We start from the raw sequence: 19,929 nt of genomic DNA, 5'->3' as shown, positions 1-19,929 counted from the left end.
GAACGGGGCGTGCGGCCGATAATGCGGGTCATGAAATACTTCGTTGCCCTGGTGTTCGTGGGCATCTTCGCGAGCCTCGCGTTTGCACTCTACTTCATGCTGAAGGACGGGCGCAACGGGCGTGCCAAGAGCGGCGGCATGGCGCGCGCGCTCACCGTTCGGATCGGCCTCTCGGTGTTTTTGTTCCTCTGCATGCTGCTCGCCTGGAAGTTCGGATACATCCAGCCCACCGGGCTCCCGCTCGGCAAGTAGATGGTGCTCGTGCCAGGAGAACCAAGAAAAAGGCGCCTTCCGGCGCCTTTTTTCTGGAATGCCGCGAGGGTCTTCGCTCAAAGCCAATAGACCAGCAGATAGAGGCCGAGCCAGACCACGTCAACGAAGTGCCAGTACCAGGCCGCGCCCTCGAAACCGAAGTGGCGCTCGGGCGTGAAGTGCCCCTTGCGCAGGCGCAGCGTGATGAACAGCAGCATCAGCATGCCGATGAACACGTGCAGGCCGTGGAAGCCCGTCAGCATGAAGAAGGTCGAGCCGTAGGTGCCCGAGCTGAGCTTGAGGTTCAGTTCGGTGTACAGGTGGTGGTATTCGTAGCCCTGCACGCCCAGGAAGATCACGCCGAGCAGCACGGTGAGCCACATGAAGCGGATGGTCTGCGCGCGATGGCCGGCACGCAGCGCGTGGTGGGCGATGGTGAGCGTCACGCCCGAGCTCAGCAGCAGCGCGGTGTTGATCGTGGGCAGCCAGAACGGGCCGACGGTCTGGAAGGGCTCGACGATGCCGGCCGGCGAAGCGGTGGCGCCGGGCGCGACGCTGGGCCACACGGCCTTGAAGTCGGGCCAGAGCAGCGCGTTGTCCAGGCTGCCGAGCGCAGGCAGCGCGTGGGTGCGTGCCCACCACAGCGCAGTGAAGAACGCGCCGAAGAACATCACTTCCGAGAAGATGAACCAGCTCATGCTCCAGCGGAACGAGAGATCCACCTTGTGGCCGTACTGGCCGCTCTCGCTCTCGCCGATGGCGGCACGGAACCACACGAACAGCGTGCCGAGCCAGATCAGCATGCCGGCCAGCAAGGACCATGCCCCCCACTGATGGCCGTTGATCCATTGCGCGGCGCCCAGGATCACGAAGAACAGGCCGATCGCGGCCGAGACCGGATAGGCCGACGGTCCGGGCACGAAGTAGTAGGGCGTGGTTCCGTGGGTGGTTGAACTCATTTCTTCAGCTCCTGGCTTTCTTTCTTCTCTCGATTCAATGGATTCTGCTTGCCGTGGAACGCACCGCGTCCCTCAGGCTCCGGCCGCCGCGACCACATGCCGCACCAGCAGCACCAGCGCGACCACGAAGACGACGACCGCAACGAACGCCACCGCGATGATGTGCAGGGGATTCAGCTTGCGCAGGTCTTCCTGGTAGGCGCTGTTCTTGCGCACGCCGAAGAACGACCAGCCCACCGCCTTCACCGTGTCCCACAGCGAAGCCTTTGGCCGGTTCGATGGATCGGTCACGAGCGCGGCTCATTGGCTGCTGTGCCGGAAACTGCCGCGACCGGCGCCGCGGGTGTCTTGCCGCCCACCTCGAAGAAGGTGTACGACAGCGTGATGGTCTTCACGTCCTTCGAAATCTTCGGGTCGATCACGAACGCGACCGGCCACTGCTTCCTCTCGCCCGGATCGAGCGTGTACTGGTTGAAGCAGAAGCACTCGAGCTTGTTGAAGTACGGCGCGGCCTGCTGCGGCGCGTAGCTCGGGATGGCCTGCGCGGCCATGCGACGGTTCTGCACGTTCTGGAACTCGTACATCACCGTGTTGAGTTCGCCCGGGTGCACCTGCATGGTCCGCTCCGCGGGCTTGAAGTCCCAGAGGCCGCCGCGCACGTTGGAGTCGAACTCGACCGTGATGGTGCGGGTCGTGTCGATCTGCGTGTTGTCGGGCACGCGCACGTTCTTGCCGCCGCTGGCACCGCCCGGCACCTCGAGTTCGGAGAGCGCGAGGATGTTGATGCCGGTCATCTCGCAGATGGCGCGGTACATCGGCACCAGCGCGTAGCCGAAGGCGAACATGCCGCAGGCCACGACGGCCAGCTTGCCGACCATGCGGACATTGGCGCGGCGGATGCGTGGACCGAGGCTCATGCGCGTGCTGCTCCCGTTCGTTGCGTGGATGACGGGTGGTTCAGCGTCCGCTGAACCAGACCATGCGGACGATGAAGCCGATGAAGAACACCACGGCGATGGAGGCCAGCGTGAGCCCCATTCGACGGTTGTTCCTTTTCTGTTCGGGAGTCATCGCGTGCGATACCGATCGTTCAACCGATCACCTTGGTGGCGGTCGCATCGAGCTTGGGCGGGTTCTCGAAGGTATGGAACGGTGCCGGCGAAGGCACTTCCCATTCGAGGCCTTCGGCGCCTTCCCACGGCTTCTGCGTAGCCTTCTCACCCTTGCCGAGCATCGTGGGCAGCACGATGAACAGGAAGAAGTAGACCTGCGCGAAACCGAAGAAGAACGCACCGACCGACGCGATGGCGTTGAAGTCGGCGAACTGCATCGGGTAGTCGGCATAGCGTCGCGGCATGCCGGCCAGGCCCAGGAAGTGCATCGGGAAGAAGGTCACGTTGAACGAGATCAGCGACCACCAGAAGTGCACCTTGCCGCGCGTCTCGTTGTACATCACGCCGGTCCACTTGGGCACCCAGTAGTAGAAGCCCGAGAACATGGCGAACAGCGAGCCGGCCACCAGCACATAGTGGAAGTGGGCCACCACGTAATACGTGTCCTGCAGCTGCGTGTCGATGGGGGCGACGGCCAGGATCAGGCCGGTGAAGCCGCCCATCGTGAACACGAAGATGAAGCCGACCGCGAACAGCATCGGCGTCTCGAAGGTCATCGAGCCCTGCCACATGGTGGCGATCCAGTTGAAGATCTTCACGGCCGTGGGCACCGCGATCAGCATGGTCGCGTACATGAAGAACAGTTGGCCCGTAAGCGGCATGCCGGTCGTGAACATGTGGTGCGCCCACACGATGAACGACAGGATGGCGATCGACGAGGTGGCGTACACCATCGAGGCATAGCCGAAGAGCTTCTTGCGGGCGAAGGCCGGGACCACCTGGCTGATGATGCCGAAGGCCGGCAGGATCATGATGTAGACCTCGGGGTGGCCGAAGAACCAGAAGATGTGCTGGTACATCACCGGGTCGCCGCCGCCGGCGGGGTTGAAGAAGCTGGTGCCGAAGTGCCGGTCGGTCAGCGTCATCGTGATGGCGCCTGCGAGCACGGGCATCACGGCGATCAGCAGGTAGGCGGTGATGAGCCAGGTCCAGCAGAACATCGGCATCTTCATCAGCGTCATGCCGGGAGCGCGCATGTTGAGGATGGTCACGATGATGTTGATCGAGCCCATGATCGACGAGGCGCCCATGATGTGCATCGCGAAGATGCCGGCGTCCATCGAGGGGCCCATCTGCAGCGTGAGCGGCGCGTACAGCGTCCAGCCTGCGGCGGGTGCGCCGCCGGGCATGAAGAACGACCCCACCAGCATCAGCGCAGCCGGGATCAGCAGCCAGAAGCTGAAGTTGTTCATGCGCGCGAACGCCATGTCGGAGGCGCCCACCTGCAGCGGGATCATCCAGTTCGCGAAGCCCACGAAGGCCGGCATGATGGCGCCGAACACCATGATCAGGCCGTGCATGGTGGTGAACTGGTTGAACAGCTCCGGGTTCACCAGCTGCAGGCCGGGCTGGAACAGCTCGGCGCGGATCAGCAGCGCGAGCACGCCGCCCACCATCAGCATCGTGAAGCTGAACAGCAGGTAGAGCGTGCCGATGTCCTTGTGGTTGGTCGCGAACACCCAGCGGCGCCAGCCGGTGGGCGCGTGGTGGTCGTGATGCTCGTCGTGTGCGTGATCGCCGTGGGCTGCGTGACCGTGGGGGTCGAGAACTGCGCTCATTTCGTTGTTCCTTGCAATTTCTTCGTCGCGGGACGCTCGCGCATCACTTGCCGCGCAGGGCCAGCACTTCGGCCGGCTGCACCAGCTGGCCCGTCTTGTTCGACCAGCTGTTCTTGGTGTACGTGGCCACGGCCGCGAGGTCGGTATCGCTCAGTTGCTTCCAGGAGGGCATCGCGCCGTTGTTCTGGCCGTTGAGCAGCACCGCCAGCTGGATCTTGTGGTCGGCGTCGGTCACCTTGGCGGAGCCGTCGAGCGGCTTGATCGGGCCGGCACCCTTGCCGTTGGCCTGGTGGCAGGCCGCGCAGTTGGCGGCATAGACCTTCTCGCCGCGCGTCAGCATGTCGGGCAGGGCCCAGACCTTGGTCGGGTCGTCGAGCTTGGCGGCGGCTTCCTTGCGCTTGGCGGATACCCAGGCCGTGTAGTCGGCCGCGGAGACCACCTTCACGTGGATCGGCATGTAGGCATGTTCCTTGCCGCACAGTTCCTGGCACTGGCCGTAGTAGTCGCCCACGGTCTCGGCGCGGAACCAGGTGTCGCGCACGAAGCCGGGAATGGCGTCCTGCTTGAGGCCCAGCTGCGGCACGGCGAATGCGTGGATCACGTCGTTCGCGGTGGTGATGATGCGGACCTTCTTGTTGACCGGCACCACCAGCGGGTTGTCGACCTTCAGCAGGTAGTCGTCGGGCATCGCGCCCTTGGCGCCCGCGTCGGACATGGCGCGCTGCGAGCTGTCGAGCGTGGAGATGAAGGCCAGGCCCTCGCCTTCGCCGTTCAGGTAGTCGTAGCCCCACTTCCACTGGTAGCCCGTGGTCTTGATCGTGAGGTCGGCGTTGGTGGTGTCCTTCTGGGCCACCAGCACCTTGGTGGCGGGCAGCGCCATCACGATGACGATGAGGAAGGGCACGATGGTCCAGATGACCTCGACCACCACCGATTCATGGAAGTTGGCAGCCTTGTGGCCCACCGACTTGCGGTGCTTCCAGATGGAATAGAACATCACCGCGAACACGCCGACGAAGATGACCGTGCACAGGATCATCATGATCGTGTGGAGCAGATGCTGCTCCTGAGCGATCTTGGTCACTCCGACCGGAAGATTCAACTGGCGCACCGAGGGGCCGCCGGGCAGATCGTTGACTGCGTGCGCCGCGCTGCTGAAAGCCGCGCCGGCCGCCAGCAACAGATTCGCCGGCCTGTACTTATTGCGCCAAATGCTCTTCATCGTGTTCACGTTTCTTCAATTTTTCGACAAACCCAACCGTGCAGCACTGCGCGAGCCCCCTCAGGCGCCGCGTAACGCCATGCGAATCTCGCGGGCCAAGGCCGCACGCAACTCCGGGCGTACATAGCGCCCCACCCTGACCGATCGACCTTGCCCCGAGACCTCGATCAGCGAGCGATCGCCGGTCTGGGGTTCGATCCGCACCTGGTGCGGAAGAAATTCCGTGCGCTCGTAGTGCCCGCCGTTCTCGAGCTCGACGACGAGGCGTCCCTCCTGCAGCGCGATCTTCTCGCCGTCGGTCGCATGCCGTGCGTAGACCATGAACGCAAACCCGACAGCGGCCAGTTCGAGCCAGGCAAAAGGCAGAACCAGCGGCGCACCGTGCAGCCAGAACAGGGTGCCGATGCCGAGCGATACCACGCACAGCGAGGCGTAGAGCCAGCCCAGCTGGCCCGGCGTCACCGAGCAGTTGCGCTTCAGGAACCAGTGGATGTTCTGGCCTGAAACGGTGGCAAATCGAAACACGGAATTCGACACGGGCGAGTTCAGCAAATCGGTGCGTCGATGGTCGCCAAACCCCTCGTACAAACAGGATTCGACACCCCTCGATCGCGGGACAATACCCGCGAGTTTCACGCAACGGCGGATTGTAGCGGGTAGATATCGGCGCCCGAGTGCCCTGTGGGACGCCTACGGGTCACTACTAGTAGGCAAGAAACGGCCTGTGCGACAGGCGTTTTTACCGACTCGCCGGCAAGCGATCAGGCGCCCGGCCGGCCCCGTTGCAGCATCGATCGCATCTCGCGCAGCGACACCGCGCTTTCGGCAGACAGCGACACGCGCGGCAGCGGCTTGAACGCGTGGCCGTACACGACCTCGAAGGTCAGCGCGATGCGGCCGTCGCCGCCTTCGGCCGGCGCGAGTTCGGGCAGCGCCTTCTTCAGTTCCTGCAGCCAGCCCTTGCCGCGCAGCGAGGGGAAGCGCGCCGGATGCAGGTTGCGGCCCAGCGTGCGCAGCTCGGCGAGCGCAGCCTCGGGCGTGGCCCAGGTCAGCACGATGCGCTCCATGTCCATCACGGGTTCGGCGAAGCCGGCGTGCACCAGCATGTCGCCCCAGTCGTGCATGTCGGTGTACTCGTGGCCCGCGGCGGGCCAGCCGAGGCGGGCATGTAGCGCGCGCAGCTCGCGCACGGTGTCGGGGCCGAGGCAGGAAAACATGAGGAAGCCGTCGGTCGCCACCAGCTTGTGCCAGTGCGCGATCAGTGCCTCCGGGTCGGCCGCCATATGCAGCGACATGTTGGCCCAGAGCAGGTCGACGCCGTCTTTGGGCGGTGCATCGAAGCGAGCCTTGCCCGCTTGCCAGCGGCGCGCGCTCCACCACGGGGCGGCCAGCGCCTGGGTGGTGGCTGCGGCGAGCGCGGGCTCGGGTTCGATCACGAAGGAGGCTGCGTCCTTGTAGCGGCGCGCAACGAGTTCATGCGCCTCGAGCCCGCTGCGCAGCGGCGCCCAGTCGGCCCAGGTGCGGGGCTGGGCCTTGATCCATTGCAGCCTGTCTTCCATGCGGCGGCCGATTTCCTCGTGCAGCCAGGGAGAAGCGCCATCGGCGGGCGCGAGCCGGCGCCAGCGGGCGGCCGCCGTGGCATCGATGGTCGGCGGTCGTCTTGAGGGGTCGGTGGCCATGGGGCCGTGAGTATATTGAGGCGATGCTCAGCCACCGGGCCATATGGCCTTTCCCGTCTTCAAGACCTCTCGGGGCCTTCACCGCCCTGCTCGCGCGGCTGCCCAGCCAGTGCACGGTCTGCCGCGCCTGGCCTTCGCGCCCGGTGTGCGATGCCTGCGTGGCCCGCTTCGCCCCGCCCACGGCGCGATGCGGCGGCTGCGCCCTGCCCGTGCCCGAAGGCGTGAGCCGCTGCGGCGAGTGCGTGAAGCATCCTCCGCCGCTGGACGCCTGCCTCGCGGCTTGCACCTACGCATGGCCCTGGCCCGACGCCATCGCGGCCTTCAAGTTCCGTGGCGAGGCCGGCCGGGCCGGGCCCTTCGCCACGCTGCTGCGCAGCGCGCCCTGGGTGGAGCCGGCGCTGGAAGCCAGCGACATCGTGCTGCCGATGCCGCTGGCGCCCGGCCGGCTGCGCGAGCGCGGCTTCAACCAGGCGCACGAGCTGGCGCGCCGGCTCGCGCCCGCGAAGACCGACGCCACCCTGCTCCTTCGCACCCGCGAGACGCCTGCGCAGAGTGGACTGTCGCGTGCCGACCGGCTGCGCAACCTGCGCGGCGCCTTCGCGGTCGAACCCTTGCGCGCCGACAGGCTGCGCGGCCGGCGCCTGGTGCTGGTAGACGACGTGATGACCAGCGGTGCCTCGCTGTTCGCAGCCGCCGAGGCACTGCGGCAAGCCGGCGCAGCCCACATCACCGGCATCGTGCTGGCCCGGACCGATCCGCCGCGCTGAACCTGTCGCGCCGGCCCGCCGACAATCGGCGCATGTTCAATATCGTCCTGGTCCACCCCGAAATCCCGCCGAACACCGGCAATGTGATCCGGCTCGCCGCCAACACCGGCTGCAAGCTGCACCTTGTCGAGCCGCTGGGCTTTTCGATGGACGACCGCCTGCTGCGCCGCGCCGGGCTCGACTATCACGAGTACGCCGAAGTGAAGCGCCACGCCGACTGGCAGGCCCTGCTCGCCGCCGAGCAGCCGGCCGCCGACCGCATGTTCGCCCTCACCACGCGCGGCACGCGCGCGGTGCACGACGTTCGCTTCCAGCCCGGCGACTGGCTGGTGTTCGGCTCGGAAACCAGCGGCCTGCCACCCGCGCTGCGCGACGGCTTCGCCGAGCCCCAGCGTCTTCGGCTGCCGATGCGCGAAGGCCAGCGCAGCCTGAATCTCTCGAATGCCGTGGCGGTGACGGTGTTCGAAGCCTGGCGACAGAACGGCTTCGGCTGAAGCCGCAGCCCCTTCAGGCAACAGGGGCGCATCCGATCGGCAAGACGCGCCGTATGGAAGACATGCCGGCTGCCGATTCAAGGCAACCCGGCATCCGGCCCATCCACCACCTTGCCCCAAGGAGTCTCGCCATGAACGCCAAGCCGATTGCCTTTGCCGCCTTCGCCACGCTCGCCTTCGCCAGCGGCGCCCAAGCCTTCCAGGGAGAGCAGAACCCGCTGCCGCCCGCCCCCTTCCAGTCGACGCTGTCGCGCGCGCAGGTGCAGGCCGACGCACGCCAGCCGCTGCAGATCAGCAATGGAGGCACCGGCGTGACACAGGCAAGGAGCGGCAACGTCGACCGCAATACGGTGCGCGCCAGCGCGCTGAGCATCACCCGCCAGGGCGCGGCCACCTACGGCGAAGTGACCGACCGCAGGATGTAAGAAGAAAGAAAAAGAGGGCGAAGCGCCGCCGCTTCAGCGATATCGGCGCACCACCGACTCGGCCACGCAGGCCGGCTTGGCGGCGCCCTCGAGCTCGATGGTGGTTTCCCAGGTCATCTGGAAACCATCATTGGCGATGGCCTCCGACGTCAGCAGCTTCATGCGCGCGCGCAGGCGCTTGCCCACCGGCACGGGCGACATGAAGCGCACCTTGTTCAGGCCGTAGTTCACGCCCATGCGCGACTCCACCACGTCGAGCGCCGTCTCGTAGAAGCGCGGCAGCAGCGACAGCGTGAGAAAGCCGTGCGCGATCGGCCCGCCGAAGGGGCCCGCCTTGGCCCGCTCGATGTCGACATGGATCCACTGGTGGTCGCCCGTCGCCTCGGCGAACTGGTTGACCTGCTCCTGCGTGATCGTGATCCAGTCGCTCACGGCGACTTCCTGGCCGACGCAGGCGGCGAGATCCTGAAGGGTCTGGAATGTCTTTTTGGTCATGCGAGGCATTCTGGCGTCTGGGGCTGCCGCGCGGCTGTCGGCCTTGCGACAACCGGGCTCAGGGAAAACCGGGATCGGTTCAGGCGTCGAGCCACTCGCAGATCGGCTGCCACTGCTCCAGGTCGCGCTGCACGCGGCCCGGTGCAATGTCGAACAGCGTGAGCCCGCGCGCGGCGAGCTGCACGTAGTTCTGCGTGTCGCGCAGCTCGCCGATCACCGGCACGCCGAGCCCGGCGATGAATTCGTGCAGCCGGTCGGCCGCCAGCGTGCGTGCGTTCACGCGCATGCCGACAAGGCCGATCGTCGTCTTCTCGGCGCGGCGGCTTTCCAGCAAGCGGTCGAGGAAGTCGCGCGTGGCATAGATGTCGAAGATGCTCGGCTGCAGCGGCACGATCACGCGGTCGGCCAGCGCCAGCACTTCCTTGAAGCGCCAGCCGTGCAGGCCGGCGGGCGTGTCGAGCACCGCGTGCGTGGTGCCGCGCGGCGGGCGCACCACGGTGCTTTCGCCGGTGGCTTCCCAGGTGGAGATCGGCCGGGCCATCGGCGGGCGCAGGCCCAGCCAGAGCCGGGAGGACTGCTGACGGTCCACGTCGCCCAGCATCACGGCGTGGCCACGGCTTGCGAAATAGCCCGCGACGTTCGTCGCGATCGTCGACTTGCCCACGCCTCCCTTGGGATTGGCGACCAGAACCACCTGCATAAAAGCACTCCTCCAGAACGGCAACAGGCGGAATGGTAGTCGCTGGGCGTTTTTGCCCGGTGAAACGCTCCGCGACGCACTCTTGAGCTATGTTCGCGGGATGACGACAACAACATCCACGGGAAACCCCGCCGACGGCTCCGACGGCGGTTCCGGCGGCATCTACGTGCTGGCCGCGCACCCCCACTGGCGCGACTCGCGCGTCAACCGGCGCATGCTCGCCGCGGCACGCGCCGTGCCCGGCGTCGACGTCAACGACCTCTACGGCAGCTACCCCGACTTCGCCATCGACGTCGAGGCCGAACAGGCCCGGCTCGCCAAGGCCAGCCTGGTGGTGCTGGTGCACCCGATCCAGTGGTACTCGATGCCCGCGCTGCAGAAGCTCTGGCTCGACGACGTGCTCGCCTACGGCTGGGCCTACGGCCCCGGCGGCACGGCGCTGCAGGGCAAGGACCTCTGGCTGGTCGCCACCACGGGCAGCCCCGAGGCGAGCTACCACCCGCAGAACTACCACCGCTATTTCTTCGACGCCTTCCTGCCGCCCTACGAGCAGACCGCCGCGCTGTGCGGCATGCGCTTCCTGCCGCCGCTGATCTTCTACGGCGCGCGCAGCGCCAGCGAGGCCGACGTGAAGTCCCACGTCGAGACCTTCGCCCAGCGCCTGGGCAGCTACCCCGACTGGCCCGAGATCGAGGAGATCGACGCCTGCATCGCCTGCCCCGTGCCCGAGAGCGACCGGCCGGCCGACGCCGACGACGTCGCCAAGGTGGTCTCCAATGCCTTCCAGGCGGCGATGTCCCACGGCCTGGCTACCGCCACGGCCACCGTCGCTGCGGACAACAACGGCAAGAAGGCAGCCTGAGCATGGAACACGCACCCGCCTGGCTGACCAACAGCCTCATCTACCTGAGCGCCGCCGTGCTGGTGGTGCCGCTGTCGAAGGCCTTGGGCCTCGGCTCCATCATCGGCTACCTCGTGGCCGGCATCGCCATCGGCCCCTGGGGGCTGGGGCTCGTGTCCAGCGTCGAGGACGTGCTGCACTTCGCCGAGTTCGGCGTGGTGCTGATGCTTTTCCTCGTGGGCCTGGAGCTCGAACCCAGGCGCCTGTGGAACCTGCGCCGCCCCATCTTCGGCTGGGGCACCGCGCAGGTGCTGAGTTGCGCCGCAGTGCTGTTCGCGGTGGGCTGGGCCGTGGGCGCCGAATGGCGCGTGGCGCTGGTCGCCGCGCTGGGCCTGGCGTTGTCGTCCACCGCCATCGCGCTGCAGGTGTTCGGCGAGCGCAACCTGCTGAAGACACCCAGCGGCCAGGCCGGCTTCTCGATCCTGCTGTTCCAGGACGTGGCGGCCATTCCCATCCTCGCGCTGCTGCCGCTGCTCGCGGGCGCCACCGCGGCCGAGCAGGCGATCACCGGGCTGGAGCGCGCGCTCGAAGCCGCGAAGATCATCGGCGTGATCGGCGGCATCATCCTCGGCGGCCGCTTGCTGCTGCGGCCCATCCTGCGCTGGATCGCGCGCAGCGACACGCCCGAGATCTTCACTGCCGCCGCGCTGCTGCTGGTGGTGGCCATCGCGGCGCTGATGCAGCTGGTGGGCCTGTCGATGGCGCTCGGCGCCTTCCTCGCCGGCGTGCTGCTGGCGGAAAGCGAATACCGGCGCGAGCTCGAAACCGACATCGAGCCCTTCAAGGGCCTGCTGCTGGGCCTCTTCTTCATCGCCGTGGGCATGTCGATCAACTTCGGCGTGCTGGTCGCGAGCCCGTGGATCATGGCGATGCTGGTGGTCGGCTTCGTGACCATCAAGCTGGTGGTGATCTACGCGCTGGCCAAGGCGATGGGCATCGCCTACCAGGAGCGGCCGGTGTTCACGCTGCTGCTCGCGCAGGGCGGCGAGTTCGCCTTCGTGGTGTTCCAGGCGGCCGGCCCCGACGTGCTGCCGCCGCAGGTCACTTCGCTGCTGATCGGCGCCGTGGCGCTGTCGATGCTGCTGTCGCCGCTCCTGCTGGTGCTGCTCGACAGGTTCGTGCTGCCGCGCTACAGCCGCAGCACCGGCCCGCAGCTCGAAGAGATCTCGGAGCAGCAGGACGCCAAGGTGCTGATCTGCGGCTTCGGCCGCTATGGGCAGATCGTCGGGCGCATGCTGATGTCGCAGGGCCTGCGCGTGACGGTGCTCGACCACGACGCCGACACCGTCGAAGGCCTGCGCCAGTTCGGCTTTCGGGTGTTCTACGGCGATGCAACGCGGCTCGACCTGCTGCGCACCGCGGGCGCGGGCACGGCCAAGGTGATCGTGGTGGCGGTGGACGACATCGAGCAGTCGCTGGAGATCGTCGATCTCGTGAAGGAGAACTTCCCGCAGGCCCGCATCATCGCGCGGGCACGCAACGTGACGCACCTGTTCCAGCTGCGCGACCGCGGCGTGACGGAGGTGGAACGCGAGGTGTTCGAGTCGTCCCTGCGCAGCGCGCGCGCCACGCTGGAGGCGCTGGGCTGGCCGGCGCACGAGGCGCGCGAGTCGGCCATGCGCTTCCGGCGCCGGAACATCAAGCTCAGCGACGAGATCTATCCGCACTACAAGGACCGCGCCAAGCTGATCGCAGCCAATAAGGCGGGCCGGCAGCAGTTCGAGGAGCAGATGGCGCGCGAGCGCGAGGAGCGGCAACGCCGCTCGGGGCGCGACTGGGAACGGCTGGAAGAGGAAGAAGAACGGGAGCAGGCAGAGCAGGTGCCCTGAGGCACCTGCTGCGGAACCGGCTAGATCGCGACGGTCAGGTAGACGCCCTCGCGCCCCACCAGCGGCGCGCGGGTCGGCATGAAGATCGTGCAGTCGTCGCAGGGCGAGCGGATCTCGTGGCCGTCGTCGACGGCGATGAGCTCGCCCTTCTGGAAGACCTCGAAGCCCAGCACAGGCCGCGCGAAGGCGAAGCTCTCGGTCTTCACCATGTGCACTTCGAGCAGGCGGAAGCGTCGCGCGGAAGCCTTCGCAGCAGAGGTCGGCAGCGGGTCGACCAGCCCCAGGTGCGCGAGGAAGCGCAGCGTCACGTCGGTGGCCAGGTCGGCCGCCGACTGGCTGAAATGCTGGCCGCACTCCACGACCACCGCACCGCCGTCGACGCCCTCCTCGCCGTGGCGGCCGTACGCCGTCACACCAGTGCCGGGCGCGCCGCCCACCGGCATCACCAGATGCACCAGCGGATTGCCGACGGCAAGCGCCAGCCCGGCGTTGCGCTCGAATTCCGGATAGACCCAAAAGGGCTGCACCGGCGCGCGGGTCGAATGGATGTCGAGCACATAGTCGGCCGCGTCCAGCACCGGCCGCAGCTCGCGCGCGCGGCGCAGTTCGGGGCTCTGCTCGGGGCCGTCGAGCATCGCCTTCGACCAGATGCGGTTGAGGTTGTGCACCAGCTGGCGGTTCTCGTAGGGCCGCTCGATGTCGAAGGCGTTGTAGGCCTCCACGTTCGCGAAGCTCACGGTGAGCGTGCCGACCTTCGGGCGCACGCCGGTGTCCAGCAGGTGCGTGGCGGCGACCATGCCGCAGATTTCGTTGCCGTGAGTCAGCGCGTTGACGAGCACGTGCGGCCCCGGCCGGCCCGACTCGAAGCGGTGCACGTAGTCGATGCCCGTGTTGCCCTGCCGGTAGGCGGAGATGTCGCGCGGCAGCACCTCCAGCGGTGCGGTGTCGGGCGCGAACGATGACTCGGTCATGCTGTCGTCGCTCATTCGCCGCGGATGCCCGCGCGCTTGACCAGGTCGCCGTACACCACGAGCCGCTCCGACATCATGGCGGTGAACTGCGCGGGCGACTGCGCCTCGGGCGGCAGCGAGCCGCGCGACTGCAGCGCCTCGACCATCGAGGGCTGGTCGGCCACCGAGCGCACCGCCTTGTGCAGCGCCTCGACGATCTCCGGCGGCGTCTTCGCTGGTGCAGCCAGGCCGATCCACGATGTGGTGTTCAGCACCGGATAGCCCAGTTCCGCGAAGGTCGGGATGTCGGGCAACGCCGCCACGCGAGTGGGAGCGGCCACCGCCAGCGCCCGCAGCTTGCCGGACTGAATCAGCGGCAGGAAGGGCGCGAGGTTGTCGAGCCCGAACTGCACTTCGTTCGAGATCAATGCAGTGACCAGCGGGCCGCCGCCGCGGTACGGCACATGCGTGGCGTTGAGCTGCAGCTGCGACTTCATCAGCTCCACGTTGAGCTGGCCCATGCTGCCCGGACCGGCGCTGCAGAAGTTGAGCTCGCCGGGGCGCGATTTCACCAGCGCGACGAACTCCTTGAAGTTCTTCGCGGGCACCGCCGGGTTGACCAGCAGCACATTGATCGAGCGCGCGAGCTGGCTGATCGACGCGAAGTCCTTGATCGGGTCGTAGCCCGGGTTGGGCTGGGTGAGCGGGTTGGCCAGGTGCGAACTCTGCGACGACGCGACCAGCGTGTAGCCGTCGGGCTTGGCGCGCGCCACCTGCGCGCTGGCGATGGAGCCGCCGGCGCCGGCCCGGTTGTCGATGACCACCGCCGTGCCCAGCGCCTTGGCGAGCGGATCGGCGTACAGCCGCGCGATCAGGTCCACGGAGCCGCCCGCGGGGAACGGCACCACCAGCGTGACCGGCCGCGAGGGCCAGGCCTGGGCCTGCGCGGCCAGCGGCAGCATCGACGCGAGGCCGGCGGCGAGGATCTCGCGGCGGCGCAGCGCCGCGGCGGTGAAGATGGGTTCCATGGGGCGTCCTGTCGTGCAATCGAAAAAGTGGGCGCATTGTTGCAAGACGATTTCAATTTTGCAATGACCATTGCAAAATTAGGCCCAACACGACTCCGCATGCAGAATGCGCGCGACCATGAATCTGAACCAACGCATCTCGGGCTACGGCAGGAAGCTCACCAAGAGCGAGCAGCGCCTGATCGACGAGCTGCAGACGCGCTACCCCCAGGGCCTGCTCGAATCTGCAACGAGCCTTGCAAAGAAGGTGGGCACCAGCGCCTCCACCGTGGTGCGGCTGCTGGCCAAGCTGGGCTATCCCAGCTACGCCGATGCGCAGATCGAGGCGCGCTCCGAGGTGACCGCGCGGCTGTCGTCGCCCGCCACGCGCGCGGACGCGGTCATCGTCGACGACGCCTCGGTGCGCACCTGCCTGGCCAATGCGCTGCTGCACGACCAGCACAACCTGGCATCGACTTTCGCGGCGCTCGATGTCGCGGCCTTCGAGGGTGCGGTGCGGCTGCTCACGCAGCGCAAGGCGCGGGTGCACGTGACCGGGCAGCGGCATGCCGCCGCGCTGGCCGGCCATCTTTCGCTGCATCTGAACATGTGCCTGCCCGACGTGCGCCCCATGAGCGGCGGCGGCCCGCTGCTCATGGAAGACCAGTTGCTGTGGATCGGCGAAAACGACGTGCTGCTGGCCCTCACCTTCAGGCGCCACGCGCTCGCCACCGCGCGCGCGGCCAAATACTTCAAGGAGAAGGGAGCGAAGGTCATCGTCATCACCGACGGCCCTTCGGTGGCCGCGGCGGCATCGGCCGACCACGTGATGCTGGCGCGCACCTCGAGCGCGTCGCCCTTCGATTCGTACACGGCGGCGTTCTCGCTGTGCAATGCGCTGGTCACCGCCGTCGTGCAGCGGCGCAAGAAGGAGCTCGGCGCTGCGCTCGAACGCGGTGATGCCCTGTGGGAGCAGCACTGGAACGACGCGGCTGCGCAGACCGGCCGTTCGCGCAGGAAGCCGGCGTCAGCCGCCTGAGGCCGCGCCCAGCTTCAGCAGCCGCATCGCGTTGCCCTTGAGGATGCCGGGCATCACCTCGGGCTTGAAGCCCGCGTTCTCGAAGTCGCGCATCCAGCGGTCGGGCGTGATCAGCGGGTAGTCGCTGCCGAAGAGCACGCGGTCTTTCAGCAGCGTGTTGGCGTACTGCACGAGCTGCTTCGGGAAGTACTTGGGGCTCCAGCCCGACAGGTCGATCCACACGTTGGGCTTGTGCGTGGCCACGCTCAGCGCTTCGTCCTGCCAGGGGAAGCTGGGGTGCGCCATGACGATCTGCATGTCGGGGAAGTCGATGGCCACGTCGTCCAGGTGCATCGGGTTGCTGTATTCCAGCCGCAGTCCGCCGCCGCAGCGCATGCCCGAGCCGATGCCGCTGTGGCCGGTGTGGAAGATCGCCGGCAGGCCGTATTCGGCGATCACCTCGTAGATGGGCCAGGCCATGCGGTCGTAGGGGTGGTAGCCCTGCACCGTGGGGTGAAACTTGAAGCCCTTCACGCCGTGCTCCTCGATGAGCCGGCGCGCCTCGCGCGCGCCCATCTTTCCCTTGTGCGGATCGACGCTGCCGAAGGCGATCATGATGTCGCTGTTGTTCTTCGCGGCCTCGGCGATCTCCTCGTTCGGGATGCGGCGGCGGCCCATGTTCGACTCGGCGTCGACCATGAACATCACCAGCCCGATCTTTCTTTCACGGTAGTACGCCACGCTCTCGGCGATGGTCGGCCGGCCGCTGGAGCCGAAGTACTTGTCGGCCGCGCGGTCGTATTCCTCGCCGTAGTTGTCGAACGGGTTCCAGCAGCTGACTTCTGCGTGGGTGTGGATGTCGATCGCAATCAGGTTCTGGTGGTCCATGTCTTGTCTCCGGTACGGGTAAGTCCCTAGGCTCGGGGGGCTCCAAATTCCTTGAATTGATTATTTCCCATAACCATAATTCGACGCAACCCCGGACCCATCATGACCAATCCAGACCTCCATCTCGAAATCCGCGACGAAGTCGCCATCGTCCGCCTGACGCGCGGTTCCAAGCGCAATGCGCTCTCTGACGGACTGATCCTCGCGCTGCGCGACACCTTCGAGAAGCTGCCTTCCAGCGTGCGCGCGGCGGTGATCGACGGCGAGGGCCCGCACTTCTGCGCCGGCCTCGACCTGAGCGAGCTGAAGGAGCGCGACGCCGGCCAGGGCATGCAGCACTCGCGCCTGTGGCACGCCGCGCTCGACCTCATCCAGCACGGCCCGGTGCCGGTGATCGCGGCGCTGCACGGCGCGGTGGTGGGCGGCGGGCTCGAGCTGGCCAGCGCCTGCCACATCCGCGTGGCCGACCGCTCCACCTTCTACGCCCTGCCCGAAGGTTCGCGCGGCATCTTCGTGGGCGGCGGCGGCTCGGTGCGCATTCCGAAGCTGATCGGCGTGGCCCGCATGACCGACATGATGATGACCGGCCGCGTCTACAACGCCGAGGAAGGCGAGCGCGCCAACTTCGCGCAGTACCTCGTCGACGAGGGTCAGGCCTTCGACAAGGCCCTTGAGCTCGCCAAGCGTGTCGCCACGAACGCGCCGCTCACCAACTACGCGCTGATGCACGCGCTGCCGCGCATCGCGGAGCAATCGGCCGACCACGGCTTCTTCACCGAGGCGCTGATCTCGGGCATCACGCAGGCAGCCCCCGAGGCCAAGCAGCGCGTGCGCGACTTCCTCGAAGGGCGTGCCGCGAAAGTGAGCAAGGGATGAGCGCCGCCCGGCCGCCCGAAGGCGCTCGCCCCCTCGCGTGCGAGGGGGTGTGCGAAGCCACGCAGTGGCAAAGCATGGGGGAGACTTCCAAATGACCGTCCGATACCGCCCGCTGGTCTTCGGCGTTACGCGCGCGGTGCTGCGCGACGGCGCGCCGGGCACGCAGTACCTGACGGCCGAGACGCAGCTCCAGCCCTACCGCGAGCGCATGACCGACCGCCTCGCCTACTGGGCCGAGCGCACGCCCGATCGCACCTTCATCGCCCGCCGCGAGCGCCTTGCCGACGGCAGTACCAGCGACTGGCTGCGCGTGAGCTACGCGCAGGCGCTGGAGGAAGCACGCGGTATCGGACAAGCCCTGCTGGACCGCGGTCTGAGCGCCGATCGCCCCGTCGCCATCCTCAGCGAGAACGGCATCGAGCACGCGCTGATGGCGCTGGGCTGCCTCTACGCCGGCGTGCCCTACTGCCCCGTGTCGCCGCCCTACTCGCTGGTGAGCCAGGACTTCGAGAAGCTGCGCCACGTCTTCGACACGCTGACGCCCGGCCTCGTGTTCGCGAGCGACGCAGCACGCTTCGCCAAGGCCATCGCGGCGGTCGTGCCGGCCGGCACCGAAGTCGTGCTGGCGCAAGGCGCGCTCGAAGGCCGACCCACCACCGCGTTCGACGCGCTGGCCTCGACGCCCGCCACGCCCGCCATCGACGCGGCGATGCGCGCGACCGGCCCCGACACCATCACCAAGTTCCTCTTCACCTCGGGCTCCACCAAGATGCCCAAGGCCGTGATCAACACGCACCGCATGTGGTGTGCCAACCAGCAGCAGCTGCGCCAGTCGATTCCCGCCCTGGGCGACGAACCGCCGGTGCTGGTCGACTGGCTGCCCTGGAACCACACCTTCGGCGGCAACCACAACGTGGGCATCGTGCTGGACAACGGCGGCACGCTCTACATCGACGACGGCAAGCCCACGCCCGCCGGCATGGCCGAGACGCTGCGCAACCTGCGCGAGATCGCGCCCACCATCTACTTCAACGTGCCCACCGGCTTCGAGGCCATCGCGCAGGCGATGGAGACCGACGCGGTGCTGCGGCGCAACCTGCTGTCGCGCGTGAAGATGTTCTTCTACTCGGGCGCGGCGCTGTCGCAGCCCGTGTGGGACAGCCTGCACCGCACGCAGGAGTCGGAAGTCGGCGAGCGCATCGTCATGGGCACGGGCCTGGGCATGACCGAATCGGGCCCCTTCGCGCTCTACGTGACCGGCCCCGACGTGAAGTCGGGCGACGTGGGCCTGCCCGCACCCGGCATCGAGCTCAAGCTGATCGAGGTCGACGGCAAGACCGAGGTGCGCTACCGCGGCCCCAACATCACGCCCGGCTACTGGCGTGCGCCCGAGGCCACCGCCGAGTCCTTCGACGAGGAAGGCTTCTTCTCCACCGGCGACGCCGTGAAGTGGATCGACGACGGCAACATTCACCGCGGCCTGCGCTTCGACGGCCGCATCGCGGAAGACTTCAAGCTCGCCACCGGCACCTTCGTGAGCGTGGGTCCGATGCGCGCGAAGATCATCGGGGTCGGCGCGCCCTACGTGCAGGACGCGGTGCTGACCGGCATCAACCTGAAGGAAGTCGGCGCGCTGATCTTCCCGACGCAGAAGGTGCGGCAGCTCGCCGGCCTTCCGGCCGACGCCACGATGCAGCAGGTGCTGGAGAGCGTGCCGGTGCAGGCGCACTTCCAGGAGGTCGCCGACACGCTGGCCGCCGGCGCCACCGGCAGCGCCAACCGCATCGCGCGGCTGCACCTGATGGCCGAGCCGCCATCCATCGACAAGGGCGAGGTGACCGACAAGGGCTCCATCAACCAGCGCGCCGTGCTGAAGCACCGCGCCGCGCTGGCCGATGCGATGCACGACGGCACGCTGCCTTTCACCCTCAAGCCCCGCTAGACAACATTCCAGGAGACGACACGCCATGAAGATCGAAGGACAAGCCGCGCTGGTCACCGGCGGCGCATCGGGCCTCGGCGAAGCCACCGCGCGCGAACTCGCGCGGCTGGGCGCGAAGGTCGCAGTGCTCGACCGCAACGCCGAACTCGCCGCGAAGGTGGCGGCGGACATCGGCGGCGTCGCCTGCGCCTGCGACATCACCGACACCGAAAGCGTCGTCGCCGCGCTCGACAAGGCCGAGGCCGCGCACGGCCCTGCGCGCATTTTGATGAACGTGGCCGGCATCGGCAGCGCGAAGCGCATCGTCGGCAAGGACGGCAGCCCTGCGCCGCTCGAAGACTTCGTGCGCGTGGTCAACATCAACCTGATCGGCGGCTACAACATGGCGCGCCTGTTCGCCGCGCGCTGCGCGAAGCTCGACGCGCTCGACAACGGCGAGAAGGGCGTGATGCTCTTCACCGCCTCGGTCGCCGCCTTCGACGGACAGGTGGGCCAGCAGGCCTACAGCGCATCGAAGGGCGGGCTGGTCGGCATGACACTGCCGATGGCGCGCGACCTCGCGCAGCACGCCATCCGCGTGTGCACGGTGGCGCCGGGCATCTTCGCCACGCCGCTGCTGCTGGAGCTGCCCGAGCCGGTGCAGCAGTCGCTGGCCGCGTCGATTCCATTCCCGCCGCGCCTGGGCAAGCCCTCGGAGTTCGCCGAGCTGGCCTGCCACATCGTCACCAACGGCCATCTCAACGGCGAGGTGATCCGCATCGACGGCGCCCTGCGCATGGCGCCGCGCTGATTCC

Annotated in this window: 23 protein-coding genes; 10 read left to right on the top strand and 13 right to left on the bottom strand. The window is 67.6% G+C overall.

Going from position 1 to position 19,929, the window contains the following annotated elements; translation table 11 throughout:
- The first annotated feature begins 21 nt into the window (after nt 1–21).
- Entirely contained in the window at nt 22–252 is a 231-nt protein-coding gene (locus tag EJO71_RS15000; protein WP_093206674.1) for a twin transmembrane helix small protein, read from the top strand.
- A 77-nt stretch (nt 253–329) separates the two neighbouring features.
- Here EJO71_RS15000 and EJO71_RS14995 read toward each other — a convergent pair whose 3' ends face one another.
- The 8 genes from EJO71_RS14995 to EJO71_RS14965 form a co-directional block, all read right to left on the bottom strand.
- Nucleotides 330–1,211 (bottom strand): cytochrome c oxidase subunit 3, encoded by an 882-nt coding sequence (locus EJO71_RS14995; protein ID WP_125949310.1) that lies wholly within the window; start codon nt 1,209–1,211, stop codon nt 330–332.
- A 72-nt stretch (nt 1,212–1,283) separates the two neighbouring features.
- On the bottom strand, nt 1,284–1,502 hold the full coding sequence (locus EJO71_RS14990) for a DUF2970 domain-containing protein (protein WP_125949311.1): 219 nt from the start codon (nt 1,500–1,502) through the stop codon (nt 1,284–1,286).
- Nucleotides 1,499–2,128: a cytochrome c oxidase assembly protein gene (locus tag EJO71_RS14985; protein WP_125949312.1), complete on the bottom strand. Its 630-nt coding sequence runs from the start codon at nt 2,126–2,128 to the stop codon at nt 1,499–1,501. Before EJO71_RS14985 ends, EJO71_RS14990 begins: the two co-directional genes overlap by 4 nt.
- A gap of 40 nt (nt 2,129–2,168) precedes the next feature.
- Entirely contained in the window at nt 2,169–2,282 is a 114-nt protein-coding gene (locus tag EJO71_RS34745; RefSeq protein WP_019656111.1) for a cytochrome oxidase small assembly protein, read from the bottom strand.
- A gap of 19 nt (nt 2,283–2,301) precedes the next feature.
- Entirely contained in the window at nt 2,302–3,942 is a 1,641-nt protein-coding gene (gene ctaD, locus EJO71_RS14980) for a cytochrome c oxidase subunit I (RefSeq protein ID WP_125949313.1), read from the bottom strand.
- 43 nt (nt 3,943–3,985) lie between these two features.
- Nucleotides 3,986–5,164: a cytochrome c oxidase subunit II gene (gene coxB, locus EJO71_RS14975; RefSeq protein WP_125949314.1), complete on the bottom strand. Its 1,179-nt coding sequence runs from the start codon at nt 5,162–5,164 to the stop codon at nt 3,986–3,988.
- A 60-nt stretch (nt 5,165–5,224) separates the two neighbouring features.
- Nucleotides 5,225–5,701, bottom strand: a complete 477-nt coding sequence (locus EJO71_RS14970; protein ID WP_125949632.1) for a DUF2244 domain-containing protein — start codon at nt 5,699–5,701, stop codon at nt 5,225–5,227.
- A gap of 224 nt (nt 5,702–5,925) precedes the next feature.
- Complete coding sequence (locus tag EJO71_RS14965; RefSeq protein ID WP_125949315.1) at nt 5,926–6,843, bottom strand: biotin synthase; 918 nt, start codon at nt 6,841–6,843, stop codon at nt 5,926–5,928.
- Between the two features lie 23 nt (nt 6,844–6,866).
- Here EJO71_RS14965 and EJO71_RS14960 point away from each other — a divergent pair, with 23 nt between their 5' ends.
- The 3 genes from EJO71_RS14960 (at nt 6,867) to EJO71_RS14950 (ending at nt 8,529) form a co-directional block, all read left to right on the top strand.
- Nucleotides 6,867–7,610 carry a ComF family protein gene (locus tag EJO71_RS14960; protein ID WP_240651392.1) on the top strand — a complete coding sequence of 248 codons (744 nt, stop codon included), beginning with the start codon at nt 6,867–6,869 and terminating at the stop codon, nt 7,608–7,610.
- A 32-nt stretch (nt 7,611–7,642) separates the two neighbouring features.
- Nucleotides 7,643–8,104, top strand: coding sequence for a tRNA (uridine(34)/cytosine(34)/5-carboxymethylaminomethyluridine(34)-2'-O)-methyltransferase TrmL (trmL, locus tag EJO71_RS14955; protein WP_125949316.1), 462 nt, complete (start codon nt 7,643–7,645; stop codon nt 8,102–8,104).
- 131 nt (nt 8,105–8,235) lie between these two features.
- The gene (locus tag EJO71_RS14950; protein WP_125949317.1) at nt 8,236–8,529 is read left to right on the top strand and encodes a DUF4148 domain-containing protein; all 294 of its coding nucleotides are present in this window, start codon (nt 8,236–8,238) and stop codon (nt 8,527–8,529) included.
- A gap of 33 nt (nt 8,530–8,562) precedes the next feature.
- On the opposite strand, the gene EJO71_RS14945 is transcribed toward EJO71_RS14950, so the two are convergent.
- Nucleotides 8,563–9,033, bottom strand: a complete 471-nt coding sequence (locus EJO71_RS14945; RefSeq protein ID WP_093057622.1) for a MaoC family dehydratase — start codon at nt 9,031–9,033, stop codon at nt 8,563–8,565.
- Between the two features lie 70 nt (nt 9,034–9,103).
- A complete protein-coding gene (locus EJO71_RS14940; RefSeq protein WP_125949318.1) occupies nt 9,104–9,724 on the bottom strand; it encodes a ParA family protein in 621 nt (206 codons plus the stop codon).
- 100 nt (nt 9,725–9,824) lie between these two features.
- Between EJO71_RS14940 and EJO71_RS14935 the strand changes: the two genes are divergently transcribed.
- Together EJO71_RS14935 and kefC are read left to right on the top strand one after the other, a co-directional pair.
- Nucleotides 9,825–10,586, top strand: a complete 762-nt coding sequence (locus EJO71_RS14935) for an NAD(P)H-dependent oxidoreductase (protein ID WP_125949319.1) — start codon at nt 9,825–9,827, stop codon at nt 10,584–10,586.
- A 2-nt stretch (nt 10,587–10,588) separates the two neighbouring features.
- On the top strand, nt 10,589–12,454 hold the full coding sequence (gene kefC / locus EJO71_RS14930; RefSeq protein ID WP_125949320.1) for a glutathione-regulated potassium-efflux system protein KefC: 1,866 nt from the start codon (nt 10,589–10,591) through the stop codon (nt 12,452–12,454).
- A 20-nt stretch (nt 12,455–12,474) separates the two neighbouring features.
- Here kefC and EJO71_RS14925 read toward each other — a convergent pair whose 3' ends face one another.
- On the bottom strand, nt 12,475–13,425 hold the full coding sequence (locus EJO71_RS14925) for a succinylglutamate desuccinylase/aspartoacylase family protein (RefSeq protein ID WP_125949321.1): 951 nt from the start codon (nt 13,423–13,425) through the stop codon (nt 12,475–12,477).
- 11 nt (nt 13,426–13,436) lie between these two features.
- Complete coding sequence (locus EJO71_RS14920; RefSeq protein WP_125949322.1) at nt 13,437–14,432, bottom strand: tripartite tricarboxylate transporter substrate binding protein; 996 nt, start codon at nt 14,430–14,432, stop codon at nt 13,437–13,439.
- A 118-nt stretch (nt 14,433–14,550) separates the two neighbouring features.
- On the opposite strand from EJO71_RS14920, the gene EJO71_RS14915 reads away from it, so the two are divergent.
- Nucleotides 14,551–15,450, top strand: coding sequence for a MurR/RpiR family transcriptional regulator (locus EJO71_RS14915; RefSeq protein ID WP_125949323.1), 900 nt, complete (start codon nt 14,551–14,553; stop codon nt 15,448–15,450).
- Here EJO71_RS14915 and EJO71_RS14910 read toward each other — a convergent pair.
- A complete protein-coding gene (locus EJO71_RS14910) occupies nt 15,439–16,317 on the bottom strand; it encodes an amidohydrolase family protein (protein WP_125949324.1) in 879 nt (292 codons plus the stop codon). The genes EJO71_RS14915 and EJO71_RS14910 overlap by 12 nt on opposite strands.
- 102 nt (nt 16,318–16,419) lie before the next feature.
- Between EJO71_RS14910 and EJO71_RS14905 the strand changes: the two genes are divergently transcribed.
- From EJO71_RS14905 to EJO71_RS14895, 3 genes are all read left to right on the top strand, one after another.
- Nucleotides 16,420–17,193, top strand: a complete 774-nt coding sequence (locus EJO71_RS14905; protein ID WP_125949325.1) for a crotonase/enoyl-CoA hydratase family protein — start codon at nt 16,420–16,422, stop codon at nt 17,191–17,193.
- Between the two features lie 91 nt (nt 17,194–17,284).
- Nucleotides 17,285–19,135, top strand: a complete 1,851-nt coding sequence (locus EJO71_RS14900) for a feruloyl-CoA synthase (RefSeq protein ID WP_125949326.1) — start codon at nt 17,285–17,287, stop codon at nt 19,133–19,135.
- Between the two features lie 25 nt (nt 19,136–19,160).
- On the top strand, nt 19,161–19,925 hold the full coding sequence (locus EJO71_RS14895) for an SDR family NAD(P)-dependent oxidoreductase (protein ID WP_125949327.1): 765 nt from the start codon (nt 19,161–19,163) through the stop codon (nt 19,923–19,925).
- The last annotated feature ends 4 nt before the right edge of the window (nt 19,926–19,929 follow it).

Source organism: Variovorax sp. 679 (assembly GCF_003952185.1).
GTDB lineage: Bacteria > Pseudomonadota > Gammaproteobacteria > Burkholderiales > Burkholderiaceae_C > Variovorax.
The sequence above is the reverse complement of the archived record's forward strand: the minus strand, read 5'-3'. Positions and strand labels throughout refer to the sequence as shown.

Coding starts and splice junctions, on each gene's coding strand:
- coxB (WP_125949314.1), bottom strand. CDS start 5,164: ATGAAGAGCATTTGGCGCAATAAGTACAGGCCGGCGAATCTGTTGCTG.
- EJO71_RS14895 (WP_125949327.1), top strand. CDS start 19,161: ATGAAGATCGAAGGACAAGCCGCGCTGGTCACCGGCGGCGCATCGGGC.
- EJO71_RS14920 (WP_125949322.1), bottom strand. CDS start 14,432: ATGGAACCCATCTTCACCGCCGCGGCGCTGCGCCGCCGCGAGATCCTC.
- EJO71_RS14960 (WP_240651392.1), top strand. CDS start 6,867: ATGCTCAGCCACCGGGCCATATGGCCTTTCCCGTCTTCAAGACCTCTC.
- EJO71_RS14995 (WP_125949310.1), bottom strand. CDS start 1,211: ATGAGTTCAACCACCCACGGAACCACGCCCTACTACTTCGTGCCCGGA.
- EJO71_RS14905 (WP_125949325.1), top strand. CDS start 16,420: ATGACCAATCCAGACCTCCATCTCGAAATCCGCGACGAAGTCGCCATC.
- EJO71_RS14985 (WP_125949312.1), bottom strand. CDS start 2,128: ATGAGCCTCGGTCCACGCATCCGCCGCGCCAATGTCCGCATGGTCGGC.
- EJO71_RS14965 (WP_125949315.1), bottom strand. CDS start 6,843: ATGGCCACCGACCCCTCAAGACGACCGCCGACCATCGATGCCACGGCG.
- EJO71_RS14925 (WP_125949321.1), bottom strand. CDS start 13,425: ATGACCGAGTCATCGTTCGCGCCCGACACCGCACCGCTGGAGGTGCTG.
- EJO71_RS14950 (WP_125949317.1), top strand. CDS start 8,236: ATGAACGCCAAGCCGATTGCCTTTGCCGCCTTCGCCACGCTCGCCTTC.
- EJO71_RS14945 (WP_093057622.1), bottom strand. CDS start 9,033: ATGCCTCGCATGACCAAAAAGACATTCCAGACCCTTCAGGATCTCGCC.
- EJO71_RS15000 (WP_093206674.1), top strand. CDS start 22: ATGCGGGTCATGAAATACTTCGTTGCCCTGGTGTTCGTGGGCATCTTC.
- EJO71_RS14900 (WP_125949326.1), top strand. CDS start 17,285: ATGACCGTCCGATACCGCCCGCTGGTCTTCGGCGTTACGCGCGCGGTG.
- ctaD (WP_125949313.1), bottom strand. CDS start 3,942: ATGAGCGCAGTTCTCGACCCCCACGGTCACGCAGCCCACGGCGATCAC.
- EJO71_RS14910 (WP_125949324.1), bottom strand. CDS start 16,317: ATGGACCACCAGAACCTGATTGCGATCGACATCCACACCCACGCAGAA.
- EJO71_RS14940 (WP_125949318.1), bottom strand. CDS start 9,724: ATGCAGGTGGTTCTGGTCGCCAATCCCAAGGGAGGCGTGGGCAAGTCG.
- EJO71_RS14915 (WP_125949323.1), top strand. CDS start 14,551: ATGAATCTGAACCAACGCATCTCGGGCTACGGCAGGAAGCTCACCAAG.
- EJO71_RS14935 (WP_125949319.1), top strand. CDS start 9,825: ATGACGACAACAACATCCACGGGAAACCCCGCCGACGGCTCCGACGGC.
- trmL (WP_125949316.1), top strand. CDS start 7,643: ATGTTCAATATCGTCCTGGTCCACCCCGAAATCCCGCCGAACACCGGC.
- kefC (WP_125949320.1), top strand. CDS start 10,589: ATGGAACACGCACCCGCCTGGCTGACCAACAGCCTCATCTACCTGAGC.
- EJO71_RS34745 (WP_019656111.1), bottom strand. CDS start 2,282: ATGACTCCCGAACAGAAAAGGAACAACCGTCGAATGGGGCTCACGCTG.